The 24,549-nt window shown below is 66.5% G+C and carries 21 protein-coding genes; 8 read left to right on the forward strand and 13 right to left on the reverse strand.

The features are described 5' to 3' along the window. Positions 1-16 precede the first annotated feature (16 nt). Complete coding sequence (locus tag D3D02_RS06840) at positions 17-2,182, reverse strand: PAS domain-containing protein (RefSeq protein WP_121569246.1); 2,166 nt, start codon at positions 2,180-2,182, stop codon at positions 17-19. A 105-nt stretch (positions 2,183-2,287) separates the two neighbouring features. On the opposite strand from D3D02_RS06840, the gene D3D02_RS20265 reads away from it, so the two are divergent. From D3D02_RS20265 to D3D02_RS06860, 4 genes are all read left to right on the forward strand, one after another. Next, positions 2,288-2,698 (forward strand): hypothetical protein, encoded by a 411-nt coding sequence (locus D3D02_RS20265; protein ID WP_147435582.1) that lies wholly within the window; start codon positions 2,288-2,290, stop codon positions 2,696-2,698. Position 2,699: 1 nt separating this feature from the next. Beyond that, positions 2,700-7,235 carry a S8 family serine peptidase gene (locus D3D02_RS06850; RefSeq protein WP_121569248.1) on the forward strand — a complete coding sequence of 1,512 codons (4,536 nt, stop codon included), beginning with the start codon at positions 2,700-2,702 and terminating at the stop codon, positions 7,233-7,235. A 103-nt stretch (positions 7,236-7,338) separates the two neighbouring features. Then, a complete protein-coding gene (fer, locus tag D3D02_RS06855; RefSeq protein ID WP_121569249.1) occupies positions 7,339-8,088 on the forward strand; it encodes a ferredoxin Fer in 750 nt (249 codons plus the stop codon). Between the two features lie 168 nt (positions 8,089-8,256). Then, on the forward strand, positions 8,257-9,396 hold the full coding sequence (locus D3D02_RS06860; protein ID WP_121569250.1) for a CBS domain-containing protein: 1,140 nt from the start codon (positions 8,257-8,259) through the stop codon (positions 9,394-9,396). Positions 9,397-9,423: 27 nt separating this feature from the next. Here the strand turns inward: D3D02_RS06860 and radB are convergent, their stop codons facing one another. Then, positions 9,424-10,119, reverse strand: coding sequence for a DNA repair and recombination protein RadB (gene radB / locus D3D02_RS06865; protein ID WP_121569251.1), 696 nt, complete (start codon positions 10,117-10,119; stop codon positions 9,424-9,426). A 141-nt stretch (positions 10,120-10,260) separates the two neighbouring features. On the opposite strand from radB, the gene D3D02_RS06870 reads away from it, so the two are divergent. Further along, positions 10,261-11,070: a hypothetical protein gene (locus tag D3D02_RS06870; protein ID WP_121569252.1), complete on the forward strand. Its 810-nt coding sequence runs from the start codon at positions 10,261-10,263 to the stop codon at positions 11,068-11,070. Between the two features lie 11 nt (positions 11,071-11,081). Here D3D02_RS06870 and larC read toward each other — a convergent pair whose 3' ends face one another. Then, on the reverse strand, positions 11,082-12,479 hold the full coding sequence (gene larC / locus D3D02_RS06875; RefSeq protein ID WP_121569253.1) for a nickel pincer cofactor biosynthesis protein LarC: 1,398 nt from the start codon (positions 12,477-12,479) through the stop codon (positions 11,082-11,084). 189 nt (positions 12,480-12,668) lie between these two features. Here larC and D3D02_RS06880 point away from each other — a divergent pair, with 189 nt between their 5' ends. Further along, entirely contained in the window at positions 12,669-14,894 is a 2,226-nt protein-coding gene (locus D3D02_RS06880; RefSeq protein ID WP_121569254.1) for a CDC48 family AAA ATPase, read from the forward strand. A 28-nt stretch (positions 14,895-14,922) separates the two neighbouring features. Here the strand turns inward: D3D02_RS06880 and D3D02_RS06885 are convergent, their stop codons facing one another. Beyond that, the gene (locus D3D02_RS06885) at positions 14,923-15,366 is read right to left on the reverse strand and encodes a universal stress protein (protein WP_121569255.1); all 444 of its coding nucleotides are present in this window, start codon (positions 15,364-15,366) and stop codon (positions 14,923-14,925) included. 67 nt (positions 15,367-15,433) lie between these two features. Continuing rightward, complete coding sequence (locus D3D02_RS06890; RefSeq protein WP_121569256.1) at positions 15,434-17,353, reverse strand: ATP-binding protein; 1,920 nt, start codon at positions 17,351-17,353, stop codon at positions 15,434-15,436. Between the two features lie 136 nt (positions 17,354-17,489). On the opposite strand from D3D02_RS06890, the gene D3D02_RS06895 reads away from it, so the two are divergent. Further along, on the forward strand, positions 17,490-17,837 hold the full coding sequence (locus D3D02_RS06895; RefSeq protein ID WP_121569257.1) for a hypothetical protein: 348 nt from the start codon (positions 17,490-17,492) through the stop codon (positions 17,835-17,837). 50 nt (positions 17,838-17,887) lie between these two features. Here D3D02_RS06895 and D3D02_RS06900 read toward each other — a convergent pair whose 3' ends face one another. Continuing rightward, entirely contained in the window at positions 17,888-19,174 is a 1,287-nt protein-coding gene (locus D3D02_RS06900) for a DNA double-strand break repair nuclease NurA (RefSeq protein WP_121569258.1), read from the reverse strand. Positions 19,175-19,259: 85 nt separating this feature from the next. Here D3D02_RS06900 and D3D02_RS06905 point away from each other — a divergent pair, with 85 nt between their 5' ends. Further along, positions 19,260-19,919 carry an HAD family hydrolase gene (locus D3D02_RS06905; RefSeq protein WP_121569259.1) on the forward strand — a complete coding sequence of 220 codons (660 nt, stop codon included), beginning with the start codon at positions 19,260-19,262 and terminating at the stop codon, positions 19,917-19,919. A 23-nt stretch (positions 19,920-19,942) separates the two neighbouring features. Here the strand turns inward: D3D02_RS06905 and D3D02_RS06910 are convergent, their stop codons facing one another. From D3D02_RS06910 to dnaJ, 7 genes are all read right to left on the reverse strand, one after another. After that, positions 19,943-20,368 carry a hypothetical protein gene (locus tag D3D02_RS06910; RefSeq protein ID WP_121569260.1) on the reverse strand — a complete coding sequence of 142 codons (426 nt, stop codon included), beginning with the start codon at positions 20,366-20,368 and terminating at the stop codon, positions 19,943-19,945. Between the two features lie 96 nt (positions 20,369-20,464). Beyond that, positions 20,465-20,911 (reverse strand): DUF2240 family protein, encoded by a 447-nt coding sequence (locus D3D02_RS06915; RefSeq protein WP_121569261.1) that lies wholly within the window; start codon positions 20,909-20,911, stop codon positions 20,465-20,467. 45 nt (positions 20,912-20,956) lie between these two features. After that, positions 20,957-21,142, reverse strand: a complete 186-nt coding sequence (locus D3D02_RS06920) for a hypothetical protein (protein WP_121569262.1) — start codon at positions 21,140-21,142, stop codon at positions 20,957-20,959. A 63-nt stretch (positions 21,143-21,205) separates the two neighbouring features. Continuing rightward, positions 21,206-21,424 carry a hypothetical protein gene (locus D3D02_RS06925; RefSeq protein WP_115821724.1) on the reverse strand — a complete coding sequence of 73 codons (219 nt, stop codon included), beginning with the start codon at positions 21,422-21,424 and terminating at the stop codon, positions 21,206-21,208. A 41-nt stretch (positions 21,425-21,465) separates the two neighbouring features. Next, positions 21,466-22,269 carry an AMP-binding protein gene (locus D3D02_RS06930; protein ID WP_121569263.1) on the reverse strand — a complete coding sequence of 268 codons (804 nt, stop codon included), beginning with the start codon at positions 22,267-22,269 and terminating at the stop codon, positions 21,466-21,468. Between the two features lie 55 nt (positions 22,270-22,324). Then, positions 22,325-22,642, reverse strand: a complete 318-nt coding sequence (locus D3D02_RS06935; RefSeq protein WP_121569264.1) for a cupin domain-containing protein — start codon at positions 22,640-22,642, stop codon at positions 22,325-22,327. A gap of 633 nt (positions 22,643-23,275) precedes the next feature. Continuing rightward, the gene (gene dnaJ, locus D3D02_RS06940) at positions 23,276-24,448 is read right to left on the reverse strand and encodes a molecular chaperone DnaJ (protein ID WP_121569265.1); all 1,173 of its coding nucleotides are present in this window, start codon (positions 24,446-24,448) and stop codon (positions 23,276-23,278) included. Positions 24,449-24,549: the final 101 nt, after the last annotated feature.

Genomic DNA, 24,549 nt, shown 5'->3' on the forward strand with positions numbered 1-24,549 from the left:
CCGCGCGACTGCGCGATTAGCCCGCTTTCGGAAGCTCGACCACGAAGACGGCTCCGTCCGCGTCGTCGCCGGCGTTTCCTGCCGCCTTGTCTTCGATTGCGACGTCGCCGCCGTACATTTCGACCAGCGTCTTGACGAGATACAGTCCCATTCCGGTCCCTTCGCTTTCGAGTCCTTTCTCGCCACGTCCGAATATCGTGTCTTTCTGACTGTCTGGCACGCCCGGCCCGTTGTCGGCGATTCGGACGGCGACGGTCTCCTCGCGCTCTGTCGTCGACACCTCCACTTTCGGGATCTCCTCGTCGTTGTGCTGGACGGCGTTCGTCAACAGATTCCGGAAGACCGAGCCCAGCATCTCGTTTGCCCACACCGCCACCGAGGGAACCGTCCCCGAGACGGTGATTACCGCCTCCGAGTACGTCGAACGGACGTCGTCGAGTTCGGTTTCGAGCGCGTTTGCGAGGTCGACCTGCTGGCGCTCCTCGTCGGTCGTGAGCATCACGTCCGCGATGCTCCGCGCGGTTCGTGTCAGTTCTACCGCGTGCATCGCTCCCTCCTGAATCGTCTCGATGTGCTCTCGGCCCTCGTCGTCGACGTGGTCGGTGAGGAAGTCGGCGTACGCCGTGACCAACTGCAGGTCGTTTCGGATGTCGTGGCGGAGCATCTGGTTCAGCACGTCGAGGTTGTCCCGCTGTTCTTTGAGCCGCTGTTGGAACCGTTTGCGCTCGGTGATGTCCTGCACGACGCCGTCGATGACTGTCTCACCGCCAACCTCTCTGGCGATTGCGGTGACCGCCCCCCAGATCGTCTCGCCCGCGAGGGTTTCCAGTTCGAACTCCTCGTCCTGGAGGAACCCCTGATCGAGCAGGCGATCGGCGAACTCGCTGTACTCGCTCGGGTCGACGTAGAGATCGCGCACGTGTTGCTCGCGCAGGTGAGCTTTCGAGTCGGCGTCGAAAATGTCGACCATCGCGTCGTTCAGGAGCGTGAACTCGTCGTCGGGGCCGGGTGTGTGCTGATAGACGCCGACCGGGAGGTTCGTGACGAGTCGTTCGTAGCGTTCGAGCGCCTGTTCGCGTTCCTTGCGCTCGGCGATGTCTTGAACCACCTTGTGGACGTGTTCGTTGCCCGCCGCGTCTTCCGACAGCGACGCCGTGACGATCACGTCCTTCGTCGCGCCGTCGAGGGTTTCGAGTTGCACCTCGCGTCTGACCTGGTCACCGTCGGTGTTCCGTAGCGCCTCCATCAAGTCACTGCGCGCTGCAGGGTCTACGTAGAACTCCGCCACGCGCCGCCCGCGGAGTTGGTCGGCCGAGGTGGCATCTAAGAGCGACACGAGCGCGGGGTTGACGTACTCGAACGTGCCGTCCGGCGTCGGATCGGTTCGGAAGACGCCACTGGGAACAGTCTTCAGCAAATTGTGGGAGAGCTCGAGCTTCTGTCTGTACTGTTCGCGTTCGGTGACGTCGTACTGGAAGCCGACGTAGTTGGTGAGCGTGCCCGCGTCGTCGTACAGCGGGGCGACCGTGATCCGGTTGTAGAACTCGGAGCCGTCTTTGCGGTAGTTGCAGAGTTCGACTGTGACGGGTTCCTCCGCATCGATCGCCTCGCGCATCGCCGCGACAGCGTCCGGATCGGTCTTCTCGCCCTGCAGGAATCGGCAGTTGCGGCCGACAATTTCTTCCGTGGCGTAGCCAGTGAGGTCCTGAAATGTCTCGTTCGCGTAGATCAGCGGGTTGTCTTCCTGGTCGGGGTCGCTGATCGTGATCCCGATCGGAGCTTCGTCGACGACCTTCGATTTTCGTTCGAGTTCGGGTTCGTGTGTGCCGGATGACACCCGTCTCACCCGAACGAGTACGAACTCCTCGCCACCGTCGTCACCGTCGAGCTCGACAGTCGACGTACGCAGTTCGACGGGGACCACGTCGCCGACGCCGGTCGTCAGTCGAACGACGAGGGTATCAGCGCCAGTGTCGTCGCCGCCGAGGGCCGAGGCGACGTCTCTGTCAGACGACGTGAGCGTCGCAAACGCCCGACCGACGAGGTCGTCTCGTTGCCGACCCACGACACCGCAGAACTGTTGGTTGCACTCGCGAACGACGCCCGCCGGCGAGTCGAGAAGCACGAGGCCGTCCGGGTCGGCCTCGAAGAGGGAGTGATAAGCTGACGCTGAGAGAGGCATAGCGAGGGTAATCCCACCGTACTCATAATCAGTTCGGAGCGACGGCGCCGAGTCACAACGCTCATACCGTGAACCTCAAAGTAGGAGACATCTACCGTCGCACCGATGTTCAAGCCACATAGCGTAATTATCTTTTTCCTGGTAGTATTCGCCGGCTGTGCCGGATCTCCACAGACGGCCGAGACGCCGGCGCCGGAGCCAACGCGGACCGCGACAGCCACGACCACCCAACCGTCGCACCCGCCGAACCTCGATCAGCGATTGTACGGGCTCGTGACTGCCGATAACCGATCCGAGTACGCGTCAGAAGCCGGTCTGACCTACGACAATGGATCGGTCCAGGTCGTGGTCGAGTTGACTGCGGGCGCATCGCTTCCGGAGGGGTACGACGTGCGCGTCGAACTGCGGCACGGCCAACTCGTCCAAGGCTACGTCGCAGTCGACCAACTCGTCGGCCTCTCGCGACACGAGAACGTCTCTGCGGTCCGACCGCCGAAGGAGCCACAGCCGACGTAAGATGGACCGAAAAACGCTTCTCGTCCTCGCGACGGTCACCGTCCTGATTGCGGCGGGTGCGGTCCCTGCGGTCGGGGCCGGTGGTGCGACGAATACGGCAGCTCGCGACAGTAGCTCGCTGTCTGCCTCCGACATTGGAACACCCACAGATCAGAGTGCGACTGCCTCGAACGACGACGCGAACGCGACTCCACCGGAGGTCAAGATCGAATCCGGACTCCTCGACGATCAGACCGCAACGTCGTCGTCTGGACCATCGCTCACGACTGACGCACAGAGCGGAACGGCACAGAGCGGAGAGATGGTCGACGTCGTCGTCGAAGCAGCGGCAGGGGACGGGGACGCCGTCGCTGATCGCGTTCGCGGCAACGCAGGCAACGTCGCACTCAGACACGGGAATCTCGTGCAGGCGCGGCTCCCGCGATCGGCGCTGACGGCCGTCGCGAACACGCCCGCCGTCGAACGCATCCGCCGGCCGAACCGTCCGACGACGGCCACCGTCGACCGCGGGAGCGTCGTGAGCGAAGGGCTGGCGACGATGAACACCTCCGGCGCGTACACTGCAGGCCACTACGGCGACAACGTCACCGTCGCCGTGGTCGATATGGAATTCAATGCGACGAATCCGGAGATCAGCGACAACGTCGCCGACGTGTACAATCCTGGAGGGGGCTTCACGAACACCTCGGACGCACACGGGACTGCGGTCTCGGAGGTCGTCGTCGACACCGCTCCGAACGTCTCGCTGGTGCTGATCGACGTCGAATCCGGCGTCGACCTCCTCGATGCGATGGATTACATCCGCGAGGACACGTCCGTCGACGTGGCCGTGATGTCGCTGTCGTGGTACAACGTGGGGCCGCTGGACGGCAGCGGCGCGTTCAACGAGGAGTTCGAGCAGTCCGCGGCAAACGGCACGGTCTGGAGCGTCTCCTCCGGAAACGCGGCCAACGGGAATCACTGGCACGGGAGTTGGCAGGACGGTGACGGCGACGGCTGGCTGAACTTCACGAGCGACCGGGAGTTGCTGACCGTCGAAAGCAGTGGAAGCGGGAGCGTGTGGCTGCAGTGGGACGACTGGCCCACAAGCGACCAGAACTACGATCTGTACCTGTACGATAGTAAGAGCGCTTATCCCGACGATCGGTTAGACCGGTCAACCAACACTCAAGACGGATCTTCTTGGAAGCCAACCGAGCAATTAACCGTCGGTTCGGGCACCTATTACCTCGCCATCAAGCGTGAAAACGCGGCGACGGAACCAGTCAATTTCACGCTGTTCAGCGGCGACAAACAGTCGCTCACGCCGTCCACAGCTGCTCGGAGCGTGACTAATCCGACGACGGACGCAGTGCTGACCGTCGGTGCGACGCGGTACGATACCGACGAGGTCGAAGCCTTCTCCTCGCGCGGGCCGACACTCGACGGCCGAATTAAGCCCGATATCGTCGCACCTGATGGGGTCTCGACGGACGCGAACGAACCCGATCGCTTCTTCGGAACGTCCGCGTCGGCCCCCCACGCCGGCGGCGTCATCGCGCTGTTGGCAGACAAGAACGATTCTCTGAGCCCGAGCGAGACGATCTCGGTGCTCGAAACGACCGCGAACGAGAGCGCCGTCCCTGGGACTGAGCCAGACAACGGCGCCGGGTCGGGCCTCGTCGATGCCGCTGCAGCGGTCGGATCCGTCAGCTATTCAGAGACCACGTCGCCGTCGCTCACGAACGCCGCCGCCATCGACGCGACGGACAGCGACGGGGTCGTCGTCGAAGGCGACACGGTGACCGTCAACGCCACCGTGACCGACGACGACAGCGGCGTGAAGAACGTCACGGCGAACGTCTCGGCGTTCGGCGCGGGGACGATCACACTCACCGACTCCGACGGGGATGCAGAGTACAACGCGACGTTCACGGTCGACGCGCCGCCGGACGCCTACGGTGCGGCGTACACCGTTCCGATCACGGCGTACGACGTTGCCGAGAACGACGACACGATTCAGACGAACACGCTCCAGTTGACCGACGCAGAACCGCCGTCGATCACCGACGCGACAGCGGTCGACCTGTCGGACGGCGACGGAGCGGTGACCGCACTCGATTCGGTGACGATCAACGCGACTGCGACTGACGCCGAGAGCGGAGTGGATCGCGTGACTGCCGACGCCTCCGCCTTCGGGGCTGGAACGGTCACGCTCACCGACGCTGACGGCGATGCAGTCTACAACGCGACCTTCGCGGTCGACGCCGACGAGACGTCGCCAAACGGCAGCTACGCGGTTCCGATAACCGCAGTCGACTACGCCGGCAACAGCAACGCGACGGACACGAACGAACTCCAACTCAACGTCAGCGATCGCACGACGCCGAGCGTCTCGGGATTCTCGGTCCGGGTCATCGACACGCGGACCCTGTACACGACGTTCAGCGCGAGCGAGACGCTCTCTGACGTCGAAGTTCGGATCACCGACGCCGCGACCGGAACGACAGTCCAGACGTTGACCGAGGGCGATTTCGGCAGTGAAGACGGATTCTACTTCAACGTAACCGGCCTCAAAGAGGCGGGTCGCTACCGCGCCACGCTCGTTACGGCCAACGACTCGGCAGGAAACAACGGCGCGAGCGGCCAGAGCGCGAGCGTCCAACTCGTCGTGGAAGACGTTACGGTCGAGCATCTGAGCGGCCCCGAACCGGACAGCGCCAACCTCACGTCGCGAGTCTACCTCACGCAGGGACCCGACGGACTGCTCCAGATGCAACTCCGGGATAAATCGGATTCGGACCTCGTCAACCGCACGGACCTCTCGGACATCGGTGTCGCCTCGGACACGCGGCTCGCGATCAACGTCACCGTGGCCGACTGGACCCCGCGTCTCCTCCTGGGTGCGGGCCGAAACGCGACGTGGGACACCACCACCCTGGATGCGGATACGACGACGATCAACGTCACGACCACCCCAGCCGACGTGCAGTACAACCAATCACAGCTCGACGGGACGAACGCCCCCTGGTCGGAGACCGACCGCGCAGACGTCAGCGCGAACGCGTCGATCGATATGGCGGTCTCCGATCTGGGATCGTTCGACCCCGCGCGGCGCGACAGATTCGCGGGCGCGATGCTGACGACCGACGCACAATCGTTCGGAGCGCCGGAGTACGACGAAACTACCGGCGGACTGCGTCTCTACGTCGCCGCTCCGCACTACAACGTCGACGGCGGACAGAACCAGGGATTCTTCACCGCGTTCCTCCCGACGGCCGTACTCGACGACTGGGGCGTCTCCGATCCGGCGAACATCGAGGTCTCAGCGATCGGGACGACGGCGGAGCCAGCGTCGAGCACAGTGACGGCCGAGGGCATCCGACTCGAAGTCCCGATCCACTACTCCGCGGGTGACGTCGAAGTCGCGCCGGACGCGACGCCGCCGACGGTGCGAAACCCGACGATCAGTGACCAGACGGACGGCGACGGGACGGTGGCCGACGGCGACCGCGTCCGGGTCGCGGCGACCGTCACAGACGGCGGCAGCGTCGCGTCGGTCGAGGCCGACGCCTCGGCCTTTGGTGGCGGGACGATCGACCTGCGCGATGCGGACGCCGACGATACCTACACCGGCAACTTCACCGTCGACGGCGCTGCGATCGGACCGGACGAGTCGTATACAGTCGCGGTGACCGCGACCGACGCAGTTGGAAACGCGAAGACTGCGTCGACCAACGCCCTTTCGGTGCCCGGCAGCGGGGACGGCGGGAGCAGCGGTGGGAGTAGCGGCGGCAGTGGTGGCGGCGGTGGCGCACCCGCACCGGCGCCTGCACCGACCGCGACACCCACGCCGACTCCGACGCCGAAGACGACCTCGAATCTCACTGAAACCGACGGCGGTGCCGAACTCAGCGTCCGGAACGCCAAGTCCGGTGAGACCGTCGGCGCGGCGTTCGGTAATCGGACGCAGTCGGACGTCGGCGCGGTGACGGAGGTACGTATCACCCCAGCCAGCGACACGGAGAGCCTGCGAGTCTCGGTGACGCCCCCGACGCGGACGACGGCGGACGTGCCCGAACTGACCGACGGGGACCCCGTCGGCTACTTCCACGCGGACGCGACCGGCGTGTCGGACGACCAGATCAGCAACGCGACGCTACGCGTCTCCGTGTCGAATGCGTCGCTGGCGGCCGGAATCGCTCCCGAGCAGGTACGGCTCTACCGGCACCACGACGGCGCGTGGCAGCGACTGAACACCACGCACATCGGGAACGGTACGTACGAGGCATCTACACCCGGGTTCTCGGTGTTCGCGATCGGAACCGAGTCCCGTGACGGGAGCGGCGTCTCGGCCGCCGAAGAGTCGACGATCACGCCGACAGTCACCCCCGCTGCGTCGTCGGCGGTCGGACCGGCAGAGACCACTCAATCCCAACCGACGTCGACAGCGACGACGGCACCGGCATCTACGGAGCAGTCCGCGCCCGGGTTCGGGCCCGCCGCCAGCGTCGTTGCCGTGGTGGCTGCCGCGCTCCTCGCGCGCCGACATCGGTGACCCCGGGCAGGCCGTCCCGCGGGTGACCCGGGTCGTCGAGCATCGTTTTCAGCGCGTGGCATTGAGGAGAGGACTTAACCCCGTCATCTCCTAAGCCGTGCGCGTGGAGTCGCCGTACGACGTACTTGGAATCGACGCCGACGCCGACGAGGACGAGGTCGTCAGGGCGTATCGCCGGCGAGTCAAAGACGCCCATCCCGACCACGGGGGGTCGCTCGCGGAATTCAAACGCGTCCGGCGCGCGTACGAACACATCACTGCCGGTCGAGACCCGTCCACGTTCGATGCGCACCTGGAAAACGGACACGCCGATACTGCCCAGTCTGGTGGGGCAGGTGCGGCCGACCGCGAACGGGAACCCGGGACGTCAGGGACGCAGCCCGGAGCCTCCGGTGCGGAGGAGGAAGAAGACGACGAAGACGAGGAACTCGGTCCCACCGTCGAGTACCTGGATTACGAGGTCGTCGAATCGCAGGGCTGGGAGCTGACCGACAAAGACCTCTTCGAGAAGGCCGAAGCAGCCGACCTCGGTGTCGACAGCCACGGCCTGCTCGTCGTCGAGCCCCAAGAGACTCTCCTGGAAGCCGCCGAACGGTACGGCTTCTCGTGGCCCTACGCCTGCCGGGGCGGCGCGTGCGCGAACTGCGCTGTCGCCGTCGTCGAGGGCGAACTCGAGATGCCGGTGAGCACCGTCCTGACTGACGAGATGAAAGAACAGGGGATCCGCCTCTCCTGTATCGGAGAACCAGTCACCGACGATCTGAAAGTCGTCTTCAACATCGAGCGGCTGCCCGGCCTCGCCGAGCTCCGACTGCCCGCAGAGCAGTTCGACAACGCGCGGGCAGGCGACTGAGGCTGATCGGATCGGGCGAGACCGTCGAATCGGTCACGTCCATCTCGTCAGGACTCGAAACCGCGGGCGGTCGAGCTATTTCGGGTGTCGCTGCTACCAGTCCGCTGGGAACGGGACGAAGTTTCAAGACAGCAGCCGGCGTACGACCAACTGGAGGCTACTCCGACTATGGATATTACTGATATTGCCACTCCTGATTTCGTCGAGGTCGACGTCGACAAGCGCTTAGGGAAGATTCGTGCCATCTTCGAGCGGGAAAACCCCCGCGGAATTGTCGTCACGGAGGACGGCGACTACGTCGGCGTGATCGGCGAAAAACAGCTCGTACGTTCCCGGATGGAAGACGATACGAAGGCCTCCGTCGTTATGAAGTCCGCGCCCCGCGTCGACCGCCACGAGGACGTCCGGGAAGTCGCACGGATGCTCGTCGAAGGCGACGTCAAGGTCGCGCCCGTCTTCGAGGGTGAGAAGCTCTACGGCATCGTCGCCAGCGACGCGATCCTCGAGGCCGTCATCGACAGCCTCGATGCGATCAGCGTCGACGACATCTACACCGAGGACGTCGTCAGCGTCGGCGAGAAGTCCCACGTGGGACAGGCGATCAACAAACTCCGGGAGCACGGAATCTCGCGACTCCCCGTCGTCGACGAGGACTCCGGCAAGCTCGCCGGTATCGTGACCACCCACGACCTCGTCGAGTTCGTCGTCCGCGACGACAGCCGACAGGGTCGCGGCGACCGGCGCGGCGATCTCGACCGGATGCTCGATCTGCCCGTATACGACCTGATGTCTTCGCCGGTCGTCACGACGACGCCCGCAGAGAGCGTCGACGAGGCCGTCGAACGGATGTTCGAAAACGACATCTCCGGCCTCGTCGTGACCGCGGACGACCAACTGATCCAGGGGATCGTCACGAAGACGGACGTCCTCCGGGCGCTCACCTTCACCGAAGAAGAGAGTATGGACGTCCAGATCACGAACGTCAGCCTGCTGGAGACGCTCTCCCGTCAGGAGATCGTCGAGTCGATCACCACCGTGGTCGACAAGTACCAGCAGATGCAGGTCTTCCACGCGCACGTCCGCTTCCACGAGCACAAAGAGAAGCTCCGGGGCACGCCGCTCATCCAGTGTCAGATCCGCCTGCGGACCAGCCACGGACAGGTCGCCGGCAGCGGTGAGGGCTACGGCGCAGAGCACGCCTTCCACGTCGCGCTCGACAAGCTCGAACGCAACGTCTTAGAGATGAAAGGCCTCAACGCCGACGAGAAGTACCGCGGGCAGCTCATCCGGAAGCTCGGCGAACTGTAACCGGCTCTCCCTGCCTTTTTCGACTGCCTACAGTTCGACAGCCGACAGGCCGTCGCCGGTGATCTCGAAGGTCGCAGACTCGCCGGCGGGCTTCGCGCGATGCTTTTCCAGCGTCGCTCGGCGATTCCCGCCGCGGAACCGTTCGAGTCGCACGACTGCGCCGGTCCAGTGTTCCAGCGTGTGACCCCCGAGCGCCCTCGTGCGGTCGCTGTCGGGGTCGGTGAACACCTGATTCGTGATGGCCACCGCGAGGTCGTGCTTTCGCGCCAGCGAGAGCAGATGCGTCACCTGCCGGGCGACGCGGCGGAGCGATTCGCCGGCGTCGCCGTCGCCGGTCCGTTCGAGCCGGTAAAACCCGGTGGCGCTGTCGAGGACGATCAACTCCGCGCGCTCGGCGAACCCTTCGGCGTCGCGGACGGCCTCCTCTTGCTCTTCGAAGTCGTGGGCCTCCGAGACGATGAGCCGGGAGGTGACGTCTTCGACCGTTTGCCCCTCGTCGGACGCGGCCTCCGCGAGCTGTCGGAAACGATCGACCGAGAGCCCCTCGGTGTCGATGTAGACGGCCGTTCCGCCGTCGGCCGCGACGTTGACGGCTGCAGAGAGCGCGACGTTTGTCTTCCCCGCGGCCGGCGGGCCGTAGAGTTGCGTGACGGTGCCGCGCTCGAGGCCGCCCCCCAACAGGTCGTCGAGCGCTCGGCACCCCGTGGTGAGTGCGTCGGACACGCCGGAGTCTCGGGCGGCTTCGGCGAAAAACTCCCCGGTCCCGCGCGCTGCCGTGCCGCCCGATCAAACGACCCGTCGCACCGCGCCGGCCAGCCCTCGAGGCACGACACCTTTTATACCGAGACGCCGAAACACCGCGCAGTGATCGTCGTCGCCACCGACGACTTCGAGCTCTATCACGACGTCGTCGACGAACTGCGGGATCGCGGGGTGACGTTCACCACCCAGACGCCGAGCGAAGCGCTTCCCGAGCGCGCTCGGGTGGTGATCCGGTCACCCGAGGACGACCTCACGCTCCCGGCAGGCGTCGATTCGGTGACCGCGACGCCCGAGGAGGCCCGTCGTGCGGTCGAGGAGGCGGTTTCGATTCTCCGCGGGGGCGGCGGCCGAACGATCGTCGGGGTCGACCCCGGAACGCGCCCGGGAATTGCCGTGCTCCACGGCGACACGGTCGTCTCCGCGTTCCAAGTCCCACTCGCTGACGCTGTCGAGACCATCCGGCGGGAGATCGGCGACGCGCCCGACCCGCTCGTCCGCGTCGGCGACGGCGCGCGACTCCAGGGCTCGCAGTTGATCAACGACCTCGACGACGTGACCGTCGAACTCGTCGACGAGACCGGCACGACGCCGTATCTCGGGACCGGCGCGCGCGGGATGGGTGACGTCCTCGCCGCGGTCAACATCGCGCGGCTCTCGGGCGAGGAGCGGGAGTCCAGAGAGATCGAGCCGACCGCAGGCGAACTCCAGCGCATCAAGGACCGTTCGCGCGAGCAGTCGGCCGACGGACGAACGATCGACGAAGGGCTCGCGCGGCGCGTCGCCGCCGGCGAACTCACAGTCAGCGAGGCGCTCGCGACGCACCGCGAGCGCGACGCAGAGGACGGGGACGAGGGCGAGAACGAGATCGAAGACGAGAAATCGCGAGAGCAGCCACGCAGCGACAGTAACTGAGGCCGAGCCGGTTACTCCGCGTCCCGGACGGCGTTCTCGGCGCGCCGCATCACCTCGCGGACGGGGAGGTCGGTCGCCTCGGTGACCGCGAGCGCGTCGTCGTACTCCGCGCTGTAGTCGTAGATCTCGCCGTCCGCGTCGGCCGCGACCTTGACGGCGACCTCGTAGCGTTCGCCGTCGACGTCCAGCGTCGCCGTCCGGAACTCGCGGGAGGCGACCCAGCGGTGTCCGGCCCCGTGCTCACGGACGCCGAGCGTTCCGGTCTCGACCGCCAGCCGGTGGGCGACGCGCTCGGCGTCCTCGGGCTTGGCGATCACTTTTACCAGGTGGCCCGGCCGCGACTTCTTCATCGTCGCCGGCAGGATACTCACGTCGCGCGCGCCGGCTTCCTGCAGCGTCTCCTGGAGGCTCCCGAGCAGTTCGGGCGCGGCGTCGTCGAGGTTCGTCTCTAAGACGGTGATCTCGTCGCGGACGAGCCGTTCGCCGCCGTCGCCGACGATCGCGCGGAGGACGTTCGGCCGGTCCGGGAAGTCGTATCCGCCTGCCCCGTAGCCCGCGGCGTCGACGTCCAGCGTCGGCAGTGTGTCGACACCCTCGGCGATGTGCGCGAGAATTGCCGCGCCGGTGGGTGTCAGCAGTTCCGCGTCGACTGGGCCGCCGCGGAGCGCCCAGTCGGCGTCGGTCGCGATCTCGACGACGGCGGGCGCGGGGATCGGATATTCGCCGTGGGCCATCCCCTGCGTCCCGTCGCCGGTCGAGAGCGGCGTCGTGACCACGCGCTCGACGTCGAGGTCGTCGAGCAGGAGTGCGACGCCGACGACGTCCGCGATGGCGTCGTCCGCACCGACCTCGTGGAAGTGGGTGTCTTCGAGGTCGGTGTCGTGGACCGTGGCCTCGGCCTCCCCGAGCCGGCGGAAAATGGCCGTCGCGTCCGCCTCGACGCTCGCGGGGAGCGCCATCGCCTCGACGAGTTCGACGACCTCGGCGTAGGTTCGGTGCGGCCCGTGGCCCTCGGCGGGGGTCTCGGTCGGGTGGTCGTGACCGTGATCGCCGTCGTGGGAGTGGCCGTGACTATGAGAGTGGTCGTGGTCGTCGTGAGAATGCTCGTGGGCGTGGGTATGTGTGTGGCTGTGGGAATAGTCGTGGTTGTGACCGTCCTCGTCGTGACCGTCCTCGCTCTGGTCGTGATCGTGACCGTGATCGTCGGACGCTGCCTCGTCCTCGTCGAGCAACACCCGGACCCGCATCGCGGCGATCCCGTTTTTGTCGACGGTGTCGACGTCGTACCGGATGCCGAGCGCGTCCTCGACAGGAGCGAGAACGTCGGGGTCCGCACCGGCCGCCAGCAGCGCTGCGAGCAGCATATCGCCGCTGGCTCCCATCCGGCCGTCGAAGGCGAGTGTACGCATACTCGATCCCTCGCTGTGCGGCGGCAAAGATCCACGCATCGATGCCGCGGTCGGTAAGGATTTGTACCCCCGAAGCCAACATTGTCATAGAGTGTCACGGGACGGGTTCGGTCCCCGTACTGGAGGTATCAGGGAAGGACTTAACCGGTGCCGTGACCGACTGGCGGGACGTATCCCCGCGACCCAATCATGAACGAAGTTCAACTCGAAGTGGCGAAGGCGTACCCGAACGACTCGGGCCGCGGCATCGCCCGTCTCGACCCGGACACGCTGCTCCATCTCAAGCTCTCTCCGGGTGACATCATCGAAATCGAGGGCGCCGAGACCACTGCGGCGAAGGTGTGGCGCGCGGACCGGCAGGACTGGAACACCGACACGGTCCGTATCGACGGCTTCACGCGACAGAACGCCGACGTCAGCATCGGCGAGCGCGTGACGATCCGAAAAGCCGAGGAGACGAAAGCCGACAAGCTCGTCCTCGCGCCGCCCGAGGAGGCGAGCGTGCAGTTCGGCTCCGACGCGGCCGGGATGGTCAAACGGCAGATCCTCAAGCGGCCGGTCGTCGAGCGCGACATCGTGCCCGTGATGTCGTCGACGAACCATCCGTTTATGCGGTCGCCGGGACAGGCGATTCCGCTCATCGCCGTCGAAACCGAACCCGACGGCGTCTGTCTCGTGACCGAGGACACGGAAGTCGAACTCCGCGAGGAGCCCATCTCGGGCTTCGAGAAGACCGGCGGCGGGATCACCTACGAGGACATCGGCGGCCTCCAAAGTGAGATCCAGCGCGTGCGGGAGATGGTCGAACTCCCGATGAAGCACCCGCAGATCTTCAAAAAGCTGGGGATCGAACCGCCGCAGGGGGTGTTGCTCCACGGCCCGCCCGGGACCGGCAAGACGCTGCTGGCGAAGGCGGTCGCCAACGAGACCTCCGCCAGTTTCTTCTCTATCGCGGGGCCGGAGATCATCTCGAAGTACTACGGCGAGTCCGAACAGCAGTTACGCGAGATCTTCGAGGACGCCACCGAGGAGTCGCCGTCGATCATCTTCATCGACGAACTCGACTCGATCGCGCCCAAGCGCGAGGACGTGACCGGCGAGGTCGAGCGCCGCGTCGTCGCCCAACTCCTGACGATGATGGACGGCCTCGAAACCCGCGGCCAGGTCATCGTCATCGCGGCGACGAACCGCGTCGACAGCGTCGACCCGGCGCTCCGTCGTCCGGGTCGGTTCGACCGCGAGATCGAGATCGGCGTCCCCGACGAGGTCGGCCGGAAGGAGATCCTCCAGATCCACACTCGCGGGATGCCGCTGTCGGACGACGTCTCGCTCGATCACCTCGCCGACGAGACGCACGGCTTCGTCGGCGCCGACATCGAGTCGCTGACGAAGGAAGCGGCGATGAAGGCGCTTCGGCGCTACCTCCCCGAGATCGACCTCGACGAGGAGGACATCCCGCCGAGTCTCATCGACCGGATGATCGTCAAGCGCCAGGACTTCCAGGGCGCGCTCGCGGACGTCGAACCCTCGGCGATGCGCGAAGTCCTCGTCGAACTCCCGAAAGTCTCGTGGGACGACGTCGGCGGGCTCGAAGATCCGAAGCAGACGGTCAAAGAGAGCGTCGAGTGGCCTCTGACGTCCGAAGACAGGTTCGAGCGGATGGGCATCGACCCGCCGAAGGGCGTCCTGCTCTACGGCCCGCCCGGGACCGGCAAAACGCTCATCGCGAAGGCGGTCGCCAACGAGACGAACGCGAACTTCATCTCGGTCCGCGGCCCGCAACTGCTCTCGAAGTGGGTCGGCGAGTCCGAGAAGGCCATCCGCCAGACGTTCCGGAAGGCCCGGCAGGTCAGCCCGACGATCATCTTCTTCGACGAACTGGACAGCCTCGCGCCCAGCCGCGGCGGGGAGACCGGCAACAACGTCTCCGAACGGGTCGTCAATCAGCTCCTGACCGAACTCGACGGCCTCGAAGAGAACGGCAACGTGATGGTGATCGGCGCGACCAACCGGCCGGATATGATCGACCCCGCGCTCATCCGCTCGGGGCGGTTCGACCGCCTGGTCCTCATCGGCCAGCCCGACGAGGAGGGACGCGAGCAGATCCTCAAGATCCACACCCGCAACTCCCCGCTCGCGCCCGACGTGAGCCTGCGCGAGATCGCCGAGATCACCGACGGCTACGTCGGCTCCGACCTCGAAACGATCGGCCGCGAGGCCGCGATCGAGGCGCTCCGCGAGGACGGCGACGCCGAGGAGATCGAGATGCGGCACTTCCGCAAGGCGATGGAGTCCGTCCGGCCGACGATCACCGACGACCTGATGGAGTACTACGAACAGATGCAGGACCAGTTCAAGGGTGGCGGCCGCGAAGGGCTCGGCGAGCGCCGCGACGGCCGGATCGGCTTCCAGTAGCGCGCTCGCTCTCTTTCCGTCTTCTTCTCTAGCGGACGATCGTCACCGGCACCGGCGACCGGCGGGCGACGTGTTCGGCGACGCTGCCGAGCACCAGCCGCGAGACGCCGCGCCGACCGTGACTCCCGACGACGACGTGGTCGACGCCGAGATCGCGCGCCGTCTGGACGATCGTCGCTGCCGGACGGCCGACCTCGATCTGTGTCTCGATGTCGCCAGTCGTGTCAGCTTCCACGCCGTCGGCCGTGAAGAGTTCCCGTCCCTCCGCGAGAATCTCTCCAGCGTCCGCCTTCGCCTCCTGATACCACTCCTCGGAGCCGCTGGGGAGGACGCCGGCGCTGTAGCCCGCCTGCACGGGATTGATGACGTGTAGCAGCGTCACGCGGGCGTCGCTCCACTCGTCGACGACGAAGCGGAGTGCGTGGCGCGACTGCGGCGACCCGTCGAGGGGGACGAGCACGTGCCTCGGCATACCTGCGGGTAGATTCTCGGGGTATATAAAACGGCCTCTGGCGGCTCGCGACCGCTTCTGTCGGCGCTCACTCGCCGTGGCGGGTGAGACAGACCGGTAGCCCTACGAGTTCGACCGGCTCGGAGTTGTCCGGGGAGTAGACGACGGCCTGTCCCTTCTCCATATACGGGACCTTGTCTTCGAGTTCCGGCGGGATGTTGACGCTCTTGATCGCGTCCTCGTCGCCGAGGTTGAGCACGAGTCGGGTGTTGATCTGCTTGAACACGGACTCGGCGACGTCTTGTGGGTCCTGTGTGACCAAGAACAGGCCGAGGCGCTCTTTGCGACCCTGTTTGGCCGCCTCGGTGAACTTCGAGATCACCTTGCGCGCCTGGACAGTGTCGGCGTCGGCGAGGAAGTTGTGGGCCTCGTCCATCCCGAGCAGCAGGGGCGTCTCTTTGATCCGGGTCGAATCGGGCGCGTTCGAGAGCTTGTCGTCGATCAGCATACTGGAGACGGCGAGGACGAACAGTTCCTTCGCGCGGCTGGTCGAGAGGTGATAGGTCGGGATGACCGTCAATCCGCCGGGGCGGACGAGCTGGTGATCCAACTCGGTGATCGGCCGCGCGGACTGATCGAAGACGCCGTTCGGCACGCCGTGAACGCGACGCTTGACCGCGTCGAACGTCGATTCGTGGACCCGGCCGGACTCGTCGAGTTGCTCGCGCAGGGCGGGGTCGTCGAGGAACGTCAGGAACTCCGCGTACGTGCCGCTGTTTCCGTACTCGCGGAAGAACCGTTCGAGGAGGTGTTTGAGCGCGGGGTACTGATTCTCGTTGAGGCTGCTGCCCGCGACGAGCCAGGGGCGGTCGCGCGCCATCGAGAACGGGATCGTGAACTCTAACTGCTCTGCGCGGTGGTTGTCGCCGCCGTAGGGGACGCCGTCCTCTTTCGGGACGAGCGCCAGCGTGTCGTCGTGGCCGCCGTGGACGATGCCCTCGCGCTCGTAGCGCCGGGCGGTCGCGTCGTCCATCGCGGGGTTGTCGTCGTGCATCTGCGCGTACTCGTCTTGGGGGTCGAACTGGACGACCGCGAGCCGGGCGGACCGGCCGTCGTCCATCTCGTAGGTCCGATCCTCGGCGAGCAGTTGGCGCAGGACGTTCTTCGTGGCGTGTGTCTTCCCGGAGCCGGTGCCGCCGGCGACCAGCGTGTGTCTGAAGACGAGGGGGTCGCCGTGGTCGTAGTCGTCTCTGAGCCGGTAGTCGATCGTCGGCGGCTGTGCCGCGGTCCGCACCTTCTCGCCCCCTACCGAGAGATGGCCGAGGAAGATGCCGTCGCCGGGGATTTTCAGCCCCGTTTTGATCTGGTCGGGATCGGTCGCCTCGGCGACGACGGCGCCCGGCTTCGGCACGCGATCGACCATCCGGCGTTTGAGGTCGCCGTCGCTCTCGCCGGACTCGCTCTCGCCGCCGCTCTCGTCTTCGAACAGGACCGCGAGCGGGTCCAGCGAGGCGACGAACTTGTAGTCGCGTTCCTCGAACTCGTCGCGGCGCATCGCCCGCCGCGCGTGGATCTCGGTGGCGTCGTCTGTCTGGAACTCCTGGGCGTACTCCAGGGCCGTAATGCGGGAGAACAGCAGTTCGTCGTCCGGATAGGGAACGAGGAGGTACTTTCCGAGACGGACGGTGTCGCGGTTCCCGGTCGTCACGTACGCTCGTAGCGACGTGTCGTCGCCGTCCTCGGCGACGCGGAGACCTTGCGAGACCGCGATGGCCCCGATCCCGCGGTCCTGTCCCGCCGGAGCGGCGTCGTAGCGCTCGAACGCGACGTCGCCAGTTGAATCGTCTGACTCGGCCGGGCTCGACGGCGTGCGATCCGCCGACGTCGCTTCCGCGTCCGTCTCCTCGCTCGTCGACGGCGCGGCGTCCTCCGCGGTCGATCGGTTGCTACCTGCTTGCCCGGAAGCGCTCTCGCCCGAACCGGGCTCGAAGTCGCCGAGATCCACCATATGTCTCGTGACTGCGCCGGCGACGATTAAAACACCTCGCCCGCCGGGCGACCGTCGGTCGGAAGCGCGTCCCCCGGTCGACGGTCACTGGTCCGTCTGTCGGGCCCCTTTTCCCCGCCGGGACCGAAGATCTGGTATGCTTCTCATACGCGGCCACGCCGGCGGGACCAACCTGACCGGGACTATCTTCGAGCGCGGCGAGCGCGCCCCTTCCTACAAGGGAGCACCCGACGAGGACGCGCCGTACGTCTGGGTCTGCGACGAGTTCTACGAGGTCGAAAGTGGCGGTTCGGAGACGACCATCGACGGCGAGACGATCAACGTCGCGTTCGAGTCGCCGATGCCCCGCGGCTTCGAGACGCGCGAGCGGGCGATCGAGGCGGCCAAAGACCACGTCCGGACGCAGTTCGCCCGCGTCGGCGTGGCCGAGTCCGACGTCGAGATCGAAGTCATCAAAGAAGAACCGGGCGCTGAACATCCGTAGTCGGCCCCGAGTCACTACGTTCGGTCCCGACGCTCCGCTTTCTCTTTCTGCTACTCCAGATCGCCCCACCGAACCTCGTCGTAGCGCTTGACCTCGTCGCTGTCGAGCGTCTCCGAGAACTTCCGTCTGAGCGAGGACTTTTCTCTGGCGCTGATGCGGGCGAGTTCGTCGGCTTTCGCGACCGCCTCCGGCGGGCCGCGACGGGCCGCGACGTCGCCGAGAATCTGCCGGGTGATCGCCTCGCGAGTATCTTCGTCGCGGGCGAACGCGTAGGGCGTCTCGACGCGGTAGAGCACGTCGGTCTGGGGCTCGTAGACGACGAAGAAACACGTCTCGTAGAGCTGTGGGTCGAGTTTCCGCTCGACCCCGTACGCGTCGCCGTCCGTCGCGACGGTGGCGTCGACGCCGCCGCGGGAGACGAACCAGTTCGTGAACGTCAGTTCGTCCGTCCGGCGCCCCTCGGGGCCGCGGGTCCGCTCCCGTTCGGGTGCCGCCGTGTCGTCGTCGCGCCGTTCGAGTAGTTTGGTAAAGAACGCGGCGTCGTCGGTCCACGGAACGTCGATCTCTCGGTCGCCCTCCCGAAGCGTGCCGACGATCCGTTTCGAGGCCGGATTCTTGACGAAGCCGCAGATCGGCACGTCGCGCTCGACGAACGACTCGACCAGCCGGACGTAGTTCTCGACGACCGAGCGCGGTTTCAGTTCCTCTGAGAGGGCTCTGAGTTCGGCGTCGCGCTCGCGCCAGTTGAGCAGTTCGACGGGGTACAGCGGGCCGTCGAGGATCAGGAGGTCGGAGACGGTCTCGGCGTGCTCCAGCGCGTGGGAACTCTCGGCGAGGTAGAGCGCGAGCGCGTGGACGATCCCCTCGGCGTAGCGGTTGACCTTCGGGACCTGCATCACGCGCCACCGGCAGTACCCCTCGTCGACTTTCCGCCAGGGTTCGTCCAGCGGGACCGTATCGTCGGTGACGTGGGTCGCCGCGACCATACTCCGGTGGCGGTGTAGCTCCAGATCCGAGGGGACCGACGCCATCGCGGCCTGTGCGAGGTCGACGACGAGTCCGTTCTTGAACGTCGTGGGGTTGATCGTCCCCGAATCGAGGCCGTGGACCGTCTCGAACGGTGCCGACGCGAGCGCGACGTCTTCGGCGTCGACCGCGCGCAGTCGCTTTTCGTCTACTGGTTCGGCGACGACGCGCCCGTCGGGGCCGTAGAGGGGATCGAGAAAGCCCTCCCAGATCCGCGCCGCGACGTCGACGTGGTCGGCGTCGTCCACGTGGCGCGCGAGGTACGCCGCGAGGTCCGCGATGCTGTCGACGTGGACGGGGTCGAGTGTCACGTCCGTGTCGTGGCGACAGAGAGAGAAAAAGCCCCCGTCGTCGCCGTGAGAAAAGGCAATACGTCTCGGGGACGTACCGGCGTCTGTGACAATCTCTGCGGTGGGGTTCGACCTCGACGAGACGCTCGCCGTCCCGACGCGGGATCGGGCGACGATCCTCGGGGACGCCGCCGACATCGCCGGTGCACCGCCGCTCTCTCGGGAGGCGTATCTGGAGGCGCACGCACGGAACCTCACCGGTGAGACCCGCACGCCGATCTTCGCGGATCTCCTCGCCGACCACGAGACAGACACGGATCCGGAGTCAGTCGCGAGCGCGTATCGGCGGGAAATCGCCGACGCGCTCGTTCCACTGCCGGGCATCGAGGCGTTTCTCGACCGCCTGCGCAAGGAGTACCGGGTCGGCCTTCTCACGAACGGTCCGCGCGTGGCCCAGCGCGACAAACTGGGGATCCTGGGCTGGACCGACACCTTCGACGCCGCGCTGGTGACCGGCGAACTCGACGCGGGAAAGCCCGATCCGGCCGCCTTCGCGGCCCTCCTCGACGCCCTCGGGACCGACGCAGCGGAGACAGCGTACGTCGGTGACGACGTCGACGCCGACATCGCGGGCGCGGCCGACGCCGGACTCACGCCGATCCAGGTGCTCTACGAGGGCGGGCCGGAACCGTCATCGCGCGCGACCGTCCACCTGCCGAGAGAGGACCTCGCGACGCGACTGCCAGGACTTCTCGACGAACTCTGAGACGCGTCGCTCGCAGGCAGGCCCTACTCCGACGACGACGACGCGACCGCCCGGAGCGCCGGGAGCAGCCACTTGACCTGCGCGCCGTCTTCGACGAACACGAGCGTCCGCGGCGGTTCGACCGCCTTCGGCCGGACGCGAAGCCCCTCCTCGCGTGCCGCGTCGGCGACGTCGTCGACGGCGGCTTCGAACTCCACGCGAACGCGTTCGGGCTGGACGAACACCGACGCGACGCGGGTGCTATCGGCGTCACCGTCGCCGCCGTCGTCGCCGCCGTCGTCGCGCTCCGCTCGTTCGATTGCGTAGGCGAACGCGCCGTCCGGCGTCGGCTCGACGTCGGGATCGGCGTCCGTAACCGAGAGCGACCGCAGATCGTCCTCGTGCCCGGTCACCTCGGAGGCGAGAAACTGCGCGATGCGACGCCCGTCCGTCAGTCGCTCCTCGACCATACTGGCGCGTTCGACGCGCGGCGAAAAGAGGGCTCCGTTCGCCGACGGCGTTCACTCGAACGACGCGCCGAGATCCGCTTACTCGCTGAGATCGGCTTACTCACCGAGATCCGCTTTCGCCGCCTCGATCGCGTCGCCCGCGTCGATGTCCTGTTCGCGCGCGTACAGCGCCGCCGCGGCCTCCACCGAGACACCGAGTCGCCGCTGGCGGTCGTTCACCTCGGCGACGACGTCCTGTTTGTCGTAGCCGGCGGCGACGAGGGCGTCGAGGATGCGCTCGAAGGCCGACTGCTCGCGGAGGATCGACTGGTCGGGCTCGTACTCCTCGGGGACGACCACGTCCGCGGGCTCGAACTGCGCGACGATCCCGCCGTCTTCGCGCGCGAGCAGCCCGCGACCCGCCGCCACGTCGATGAGCCGCTTTGCCTGATCCGGCGAGAACCAACTCCGATCTAACGAGAGCGCGACGACGAACTCCCCCTCGCCCAGTCGCGTCGTCCCCTGTTGTTTGAACGGGACAGCGACCGCTACTTCCAGGCTCATATCACGTCTGGATACGCGCCCGCACAAGGAGTCCTCGGTTTCCGGTCAGTACTGACTGGCCGTGCCGAGCAGCAACAGGAGCGTCGCGATCACGGACGCCACGCCGCTCGCGGCGGCGAGCGGGACCGCGGAGACGATGCCGACGACGCCGCCGCAGGCGAGACTGACACCCATCCCACCGAGCACGTAGTCGAATCGCGTCGGAGCCTCCTGCGGAACGGCGTCGACCATTCTGTAATTAGATATAATTAGAACCGAAAAGGAATATCTTGTGGTCCCGCGCGGTCGCCGTCGCTACGATTCCGATGGCGTGTCTGTGTCCGTCGATCTCGACGTGAGCCCCTTCAGCGCCCACAGGACGAGCAATGCGCCTTCGATCCGAGCGACGGTGTACACCCACGACTTCACTTCGGCCTCGCCCCTCGTAGCGAGACCCACCCAGAAATCGGTGATTCGACGGGGTGCGAGCAGTTCGGCGATACCGAGCGCGAGTGCGGCGGCTCTGAGGAGCATACGATCTATCGTGTCGGAACGGTAATACGTCTTCCGTCGGGTCACTCGGACGAAAGCGCCGAACCGCCGGGCTGCCCGGTCCCGGTCACGACACTTGCGTCGTCGCCTTCCGACTCAGCGGTGGCTCTCTTCGGCGTCTCAGATGGGCCGGGAAAGACGATCGTCGCTCCCGTCATAATCGGAGCCAGGAGACCGGCAGTGACGACTTCTGGGTCCCCGAGTGGCCCCTGTACGAACACTTCTGTCCCGGTCTGGAGGTCGGCGTCGGCGACGGTGTCCGACGCAGCGGCGAGCGCCTCCGCGTGCGAGTAGGTCCGGCCGGTAGCCGCGAGCAGTGGGTCGCCGGGCGTGACCGTCGCGGGGTGGATCGCGGGGTTCTCACTCCAGACCTCGGTCTCCCAGTGAGTCGTCGAGGGGTCTGTCGGCTTATCGCCGTAGACCGCGAGGCGGTGGCCCGGCGGCAGATCGAAGTCGTCCTCGCGCTCTGCGGGTGTGACGACGGCGCGAGGGACGGTTTCGCCGACATCGTCGGCAAAGCGCGTCACCGCACCCAACTGCGCCGCGCCGAAGAACGTGAGCACTGGTTCGGGGAGCGCCTCCGGCACCACGAGGACCTCGTCGCCCTCGCGGACGCCGAGGTAGCGGAGGACGTTCCCGGCCTTGTAAGAGGTCGTGATGAAATCGTAGTAGCTGTACGTCCGACCGGGGTCGTCGGCCCGGAGCGCGAGGCCCGAGGTCCGGCGCTCGCGAGCGACGAGGTCGCCGACGATGTCGGGATCCACGCACGGCGATGGGAACTCGGCATCGGCGTCGTCGTCGGAGTCTGCATCCGAGTCGGCGTTCATACCAGTGGGTCGTCGCCGGGGTGCAAAACGGCGTCGGCCGCCGCTGCTCCGATCGTCAGGGCGCGCCGGCCACGACGAACGTGCTCGATTCGTCGGCGTGGAGCTGGCGGCTCGACGTCGGCGCGACGCGGACGACGTCGCCGGGGGCAAGTGACACGGTGTCGCCGTCGACGGTGATGCTGCCCGCGCCGTCGACGAGGTAGTACACTTCCTCGTGGCCGCCGTCGGCGTGGTCGTGTTCCATCCCGCTCCAGTCGGCGTCGACGTCGACGACCGTGAACCCGAGGTTCTCACAGTCGAGTTCGTCGCGGAGGAAGTACATTCCGGGCGCTTTCTCCTCGCCGTCTTCGTAGGTCGCTTTCGTGTAGGACATACAGAGAGTGTTCGGTCGAGAGACACGTGAAAGTGGGGGCCGCGGGGAGCACGGCCGACAGTGTGGAAAACTGCCGGGTCACACCAGTTTAGGGCAGTGTAGTGTCGCTCTGGCCGATAACACGTGCGTCTGGCTCGTCTTCGGCGCGCCGCGGGTCGGCACCGTCGACGACTCCAGGCCTACGTCGTCGACGAGGAGGAGTAGCGAGAACACTCGCAGAGCGGAGGCGGTGCGGTCGCGGTCACGGAGCGGTAGCCGAGCAGTAGCGGAGCGGTAGCCGAGCAGTAGCGGAGCGGTAGCCGAGCAGTAGCGGAGCGGTAGCCGAGCAGTAGCGGAGCGGTAGCGGTTCGGTAGCAGTCGCGGTGCGGAGGCGGTCTCCCCGTGTCAGTACCGCGAGGCGAGCGGGAGTGGTCTGCATAAGTTCTGAACTAGCCGGGACAAACGACGAGAACCACGACATCTCACCGTAGTCTCCCAGCATCTCCGTGCCGTGGCCAGCGTCCATCAATGGGTTCAACAGTTCTGCTGATCACTCGCGCTCGCCTCGCGGCTTTTTCCCTCTAGGTTTTTGCGCGGTGGGTTCCCGCAGCGGCGCTCCGCGCCGCGAGGAAACTCACCGTGGAAAAAGGTAGATTAGAACGAGTTCTTGATCTTCTCGAAGAAGCCCTCGTTGACGTCGATGTCCTCGCCGCCGGCCTCGGCGAAGGCTTCCAGCGCTTCTTTCTGCTCTTCGTTGAGTTCCTCGGGCGTCACGACCTGCACCTGCACGTAGAGGTCGCCGTGGCCCCGCCCCCGGAGATGCGGCATCCCCTCGCCGCGGATCCGGAACTCCTCGCCGCTCTGGGTGCCGTCCGGAACGTCGAGGTCGGTCGTGCCGCCCACGGTCGGGACCTCGACTGTGCCGCCGAAGACGGCCTTCGGGAACGAGATCGGGTGGCGGTGATAGAGGTCGTCGCCCTCGCGCTCGAAGTCGTCGTGCGCGCGGACGGCGACGTCGATGAGGAGGTCGCCGTTCGGGCCGCCGTTCTCGCCGGGCGCGCCCTCGCCTTCCATCCGGAGCGTCTGGCCGTCGCGGATGCCAGCCGGGATGTCGACCGAGAGCGTCGCCTCCTCGCGCGTGACGCCGTCGCCACCACAGGTCGAACAGGTCTCGCTGTAGGTTTCGCCCGAGCCCTCACAGCGCGGGCACGTCTGCGTCTGCTGCACGCGGCCCAGCGGGGTGTCGCGGACGGCCGTGGTCTGACCGCGGCCGTTACACTCCGGACAGGTGTTCACTTCGGCGTCCTCCGGGTGACCGCGCCCGTTACATTCCGAACAGGTCTCGGGGCGGGTGATCGTGAACTGCTTTTCGACGCCCTCGTAGACCTCCTCGAGGTCGAGCGTGACTTGCGTGCGGAGGTTCTGGCCCTGTCGCGGGCGGTTGCGCTGTCGGCCCTGCCCCTGACCGCGGCCGCCGCCGAAGAACTGGCTGAAGATGTCCTCGAAGGGGTTGCCCTGGCCGCCGCCGCCCATCCCGCCGAAGGGATTGCCCTGGCCGCGACCGCCGGCACCGCCCGCGCCGCCGACGCCCCCGCGCTTTTCGGCCTGTTCGAAGCGCTCGTGGCCCAGTTGATCGTACATCTGGCGCTTCTCGTCGTCGGTGAGGACCTCTTTGGCCTTCTTGACCTTCTTGAACTTCTCCTCGGCGTCCGGCTCCTCGGAGACGTCGGGGTGATACTCTGCGGCCTTCTTCCGGTAGGCCTGCGTGATCTCGTCCTCGGTGGCGTCCCGGGAGACACCGAGTACGTCGTAGAAGTCCTCGCTCATTCGTTGTCGAATCCGTAGTTGGTTGAACTACTTCAACGGAACGGGTCGCAGAGAGGACGCCGTGGCCGAGCCATCTTGGTCGGACCCCACAGCAGGTCCTC

The sequence above is a fragment of the Halobellus sp. Atlit-38R genome (assembly GCF_003665925.1).
Lineage (GTDB): Archaea > Halobacteriota > Halobacteria > Halobacteriales > Haloferacaceae > Haloquadratum > Haloquadratum inordinatus.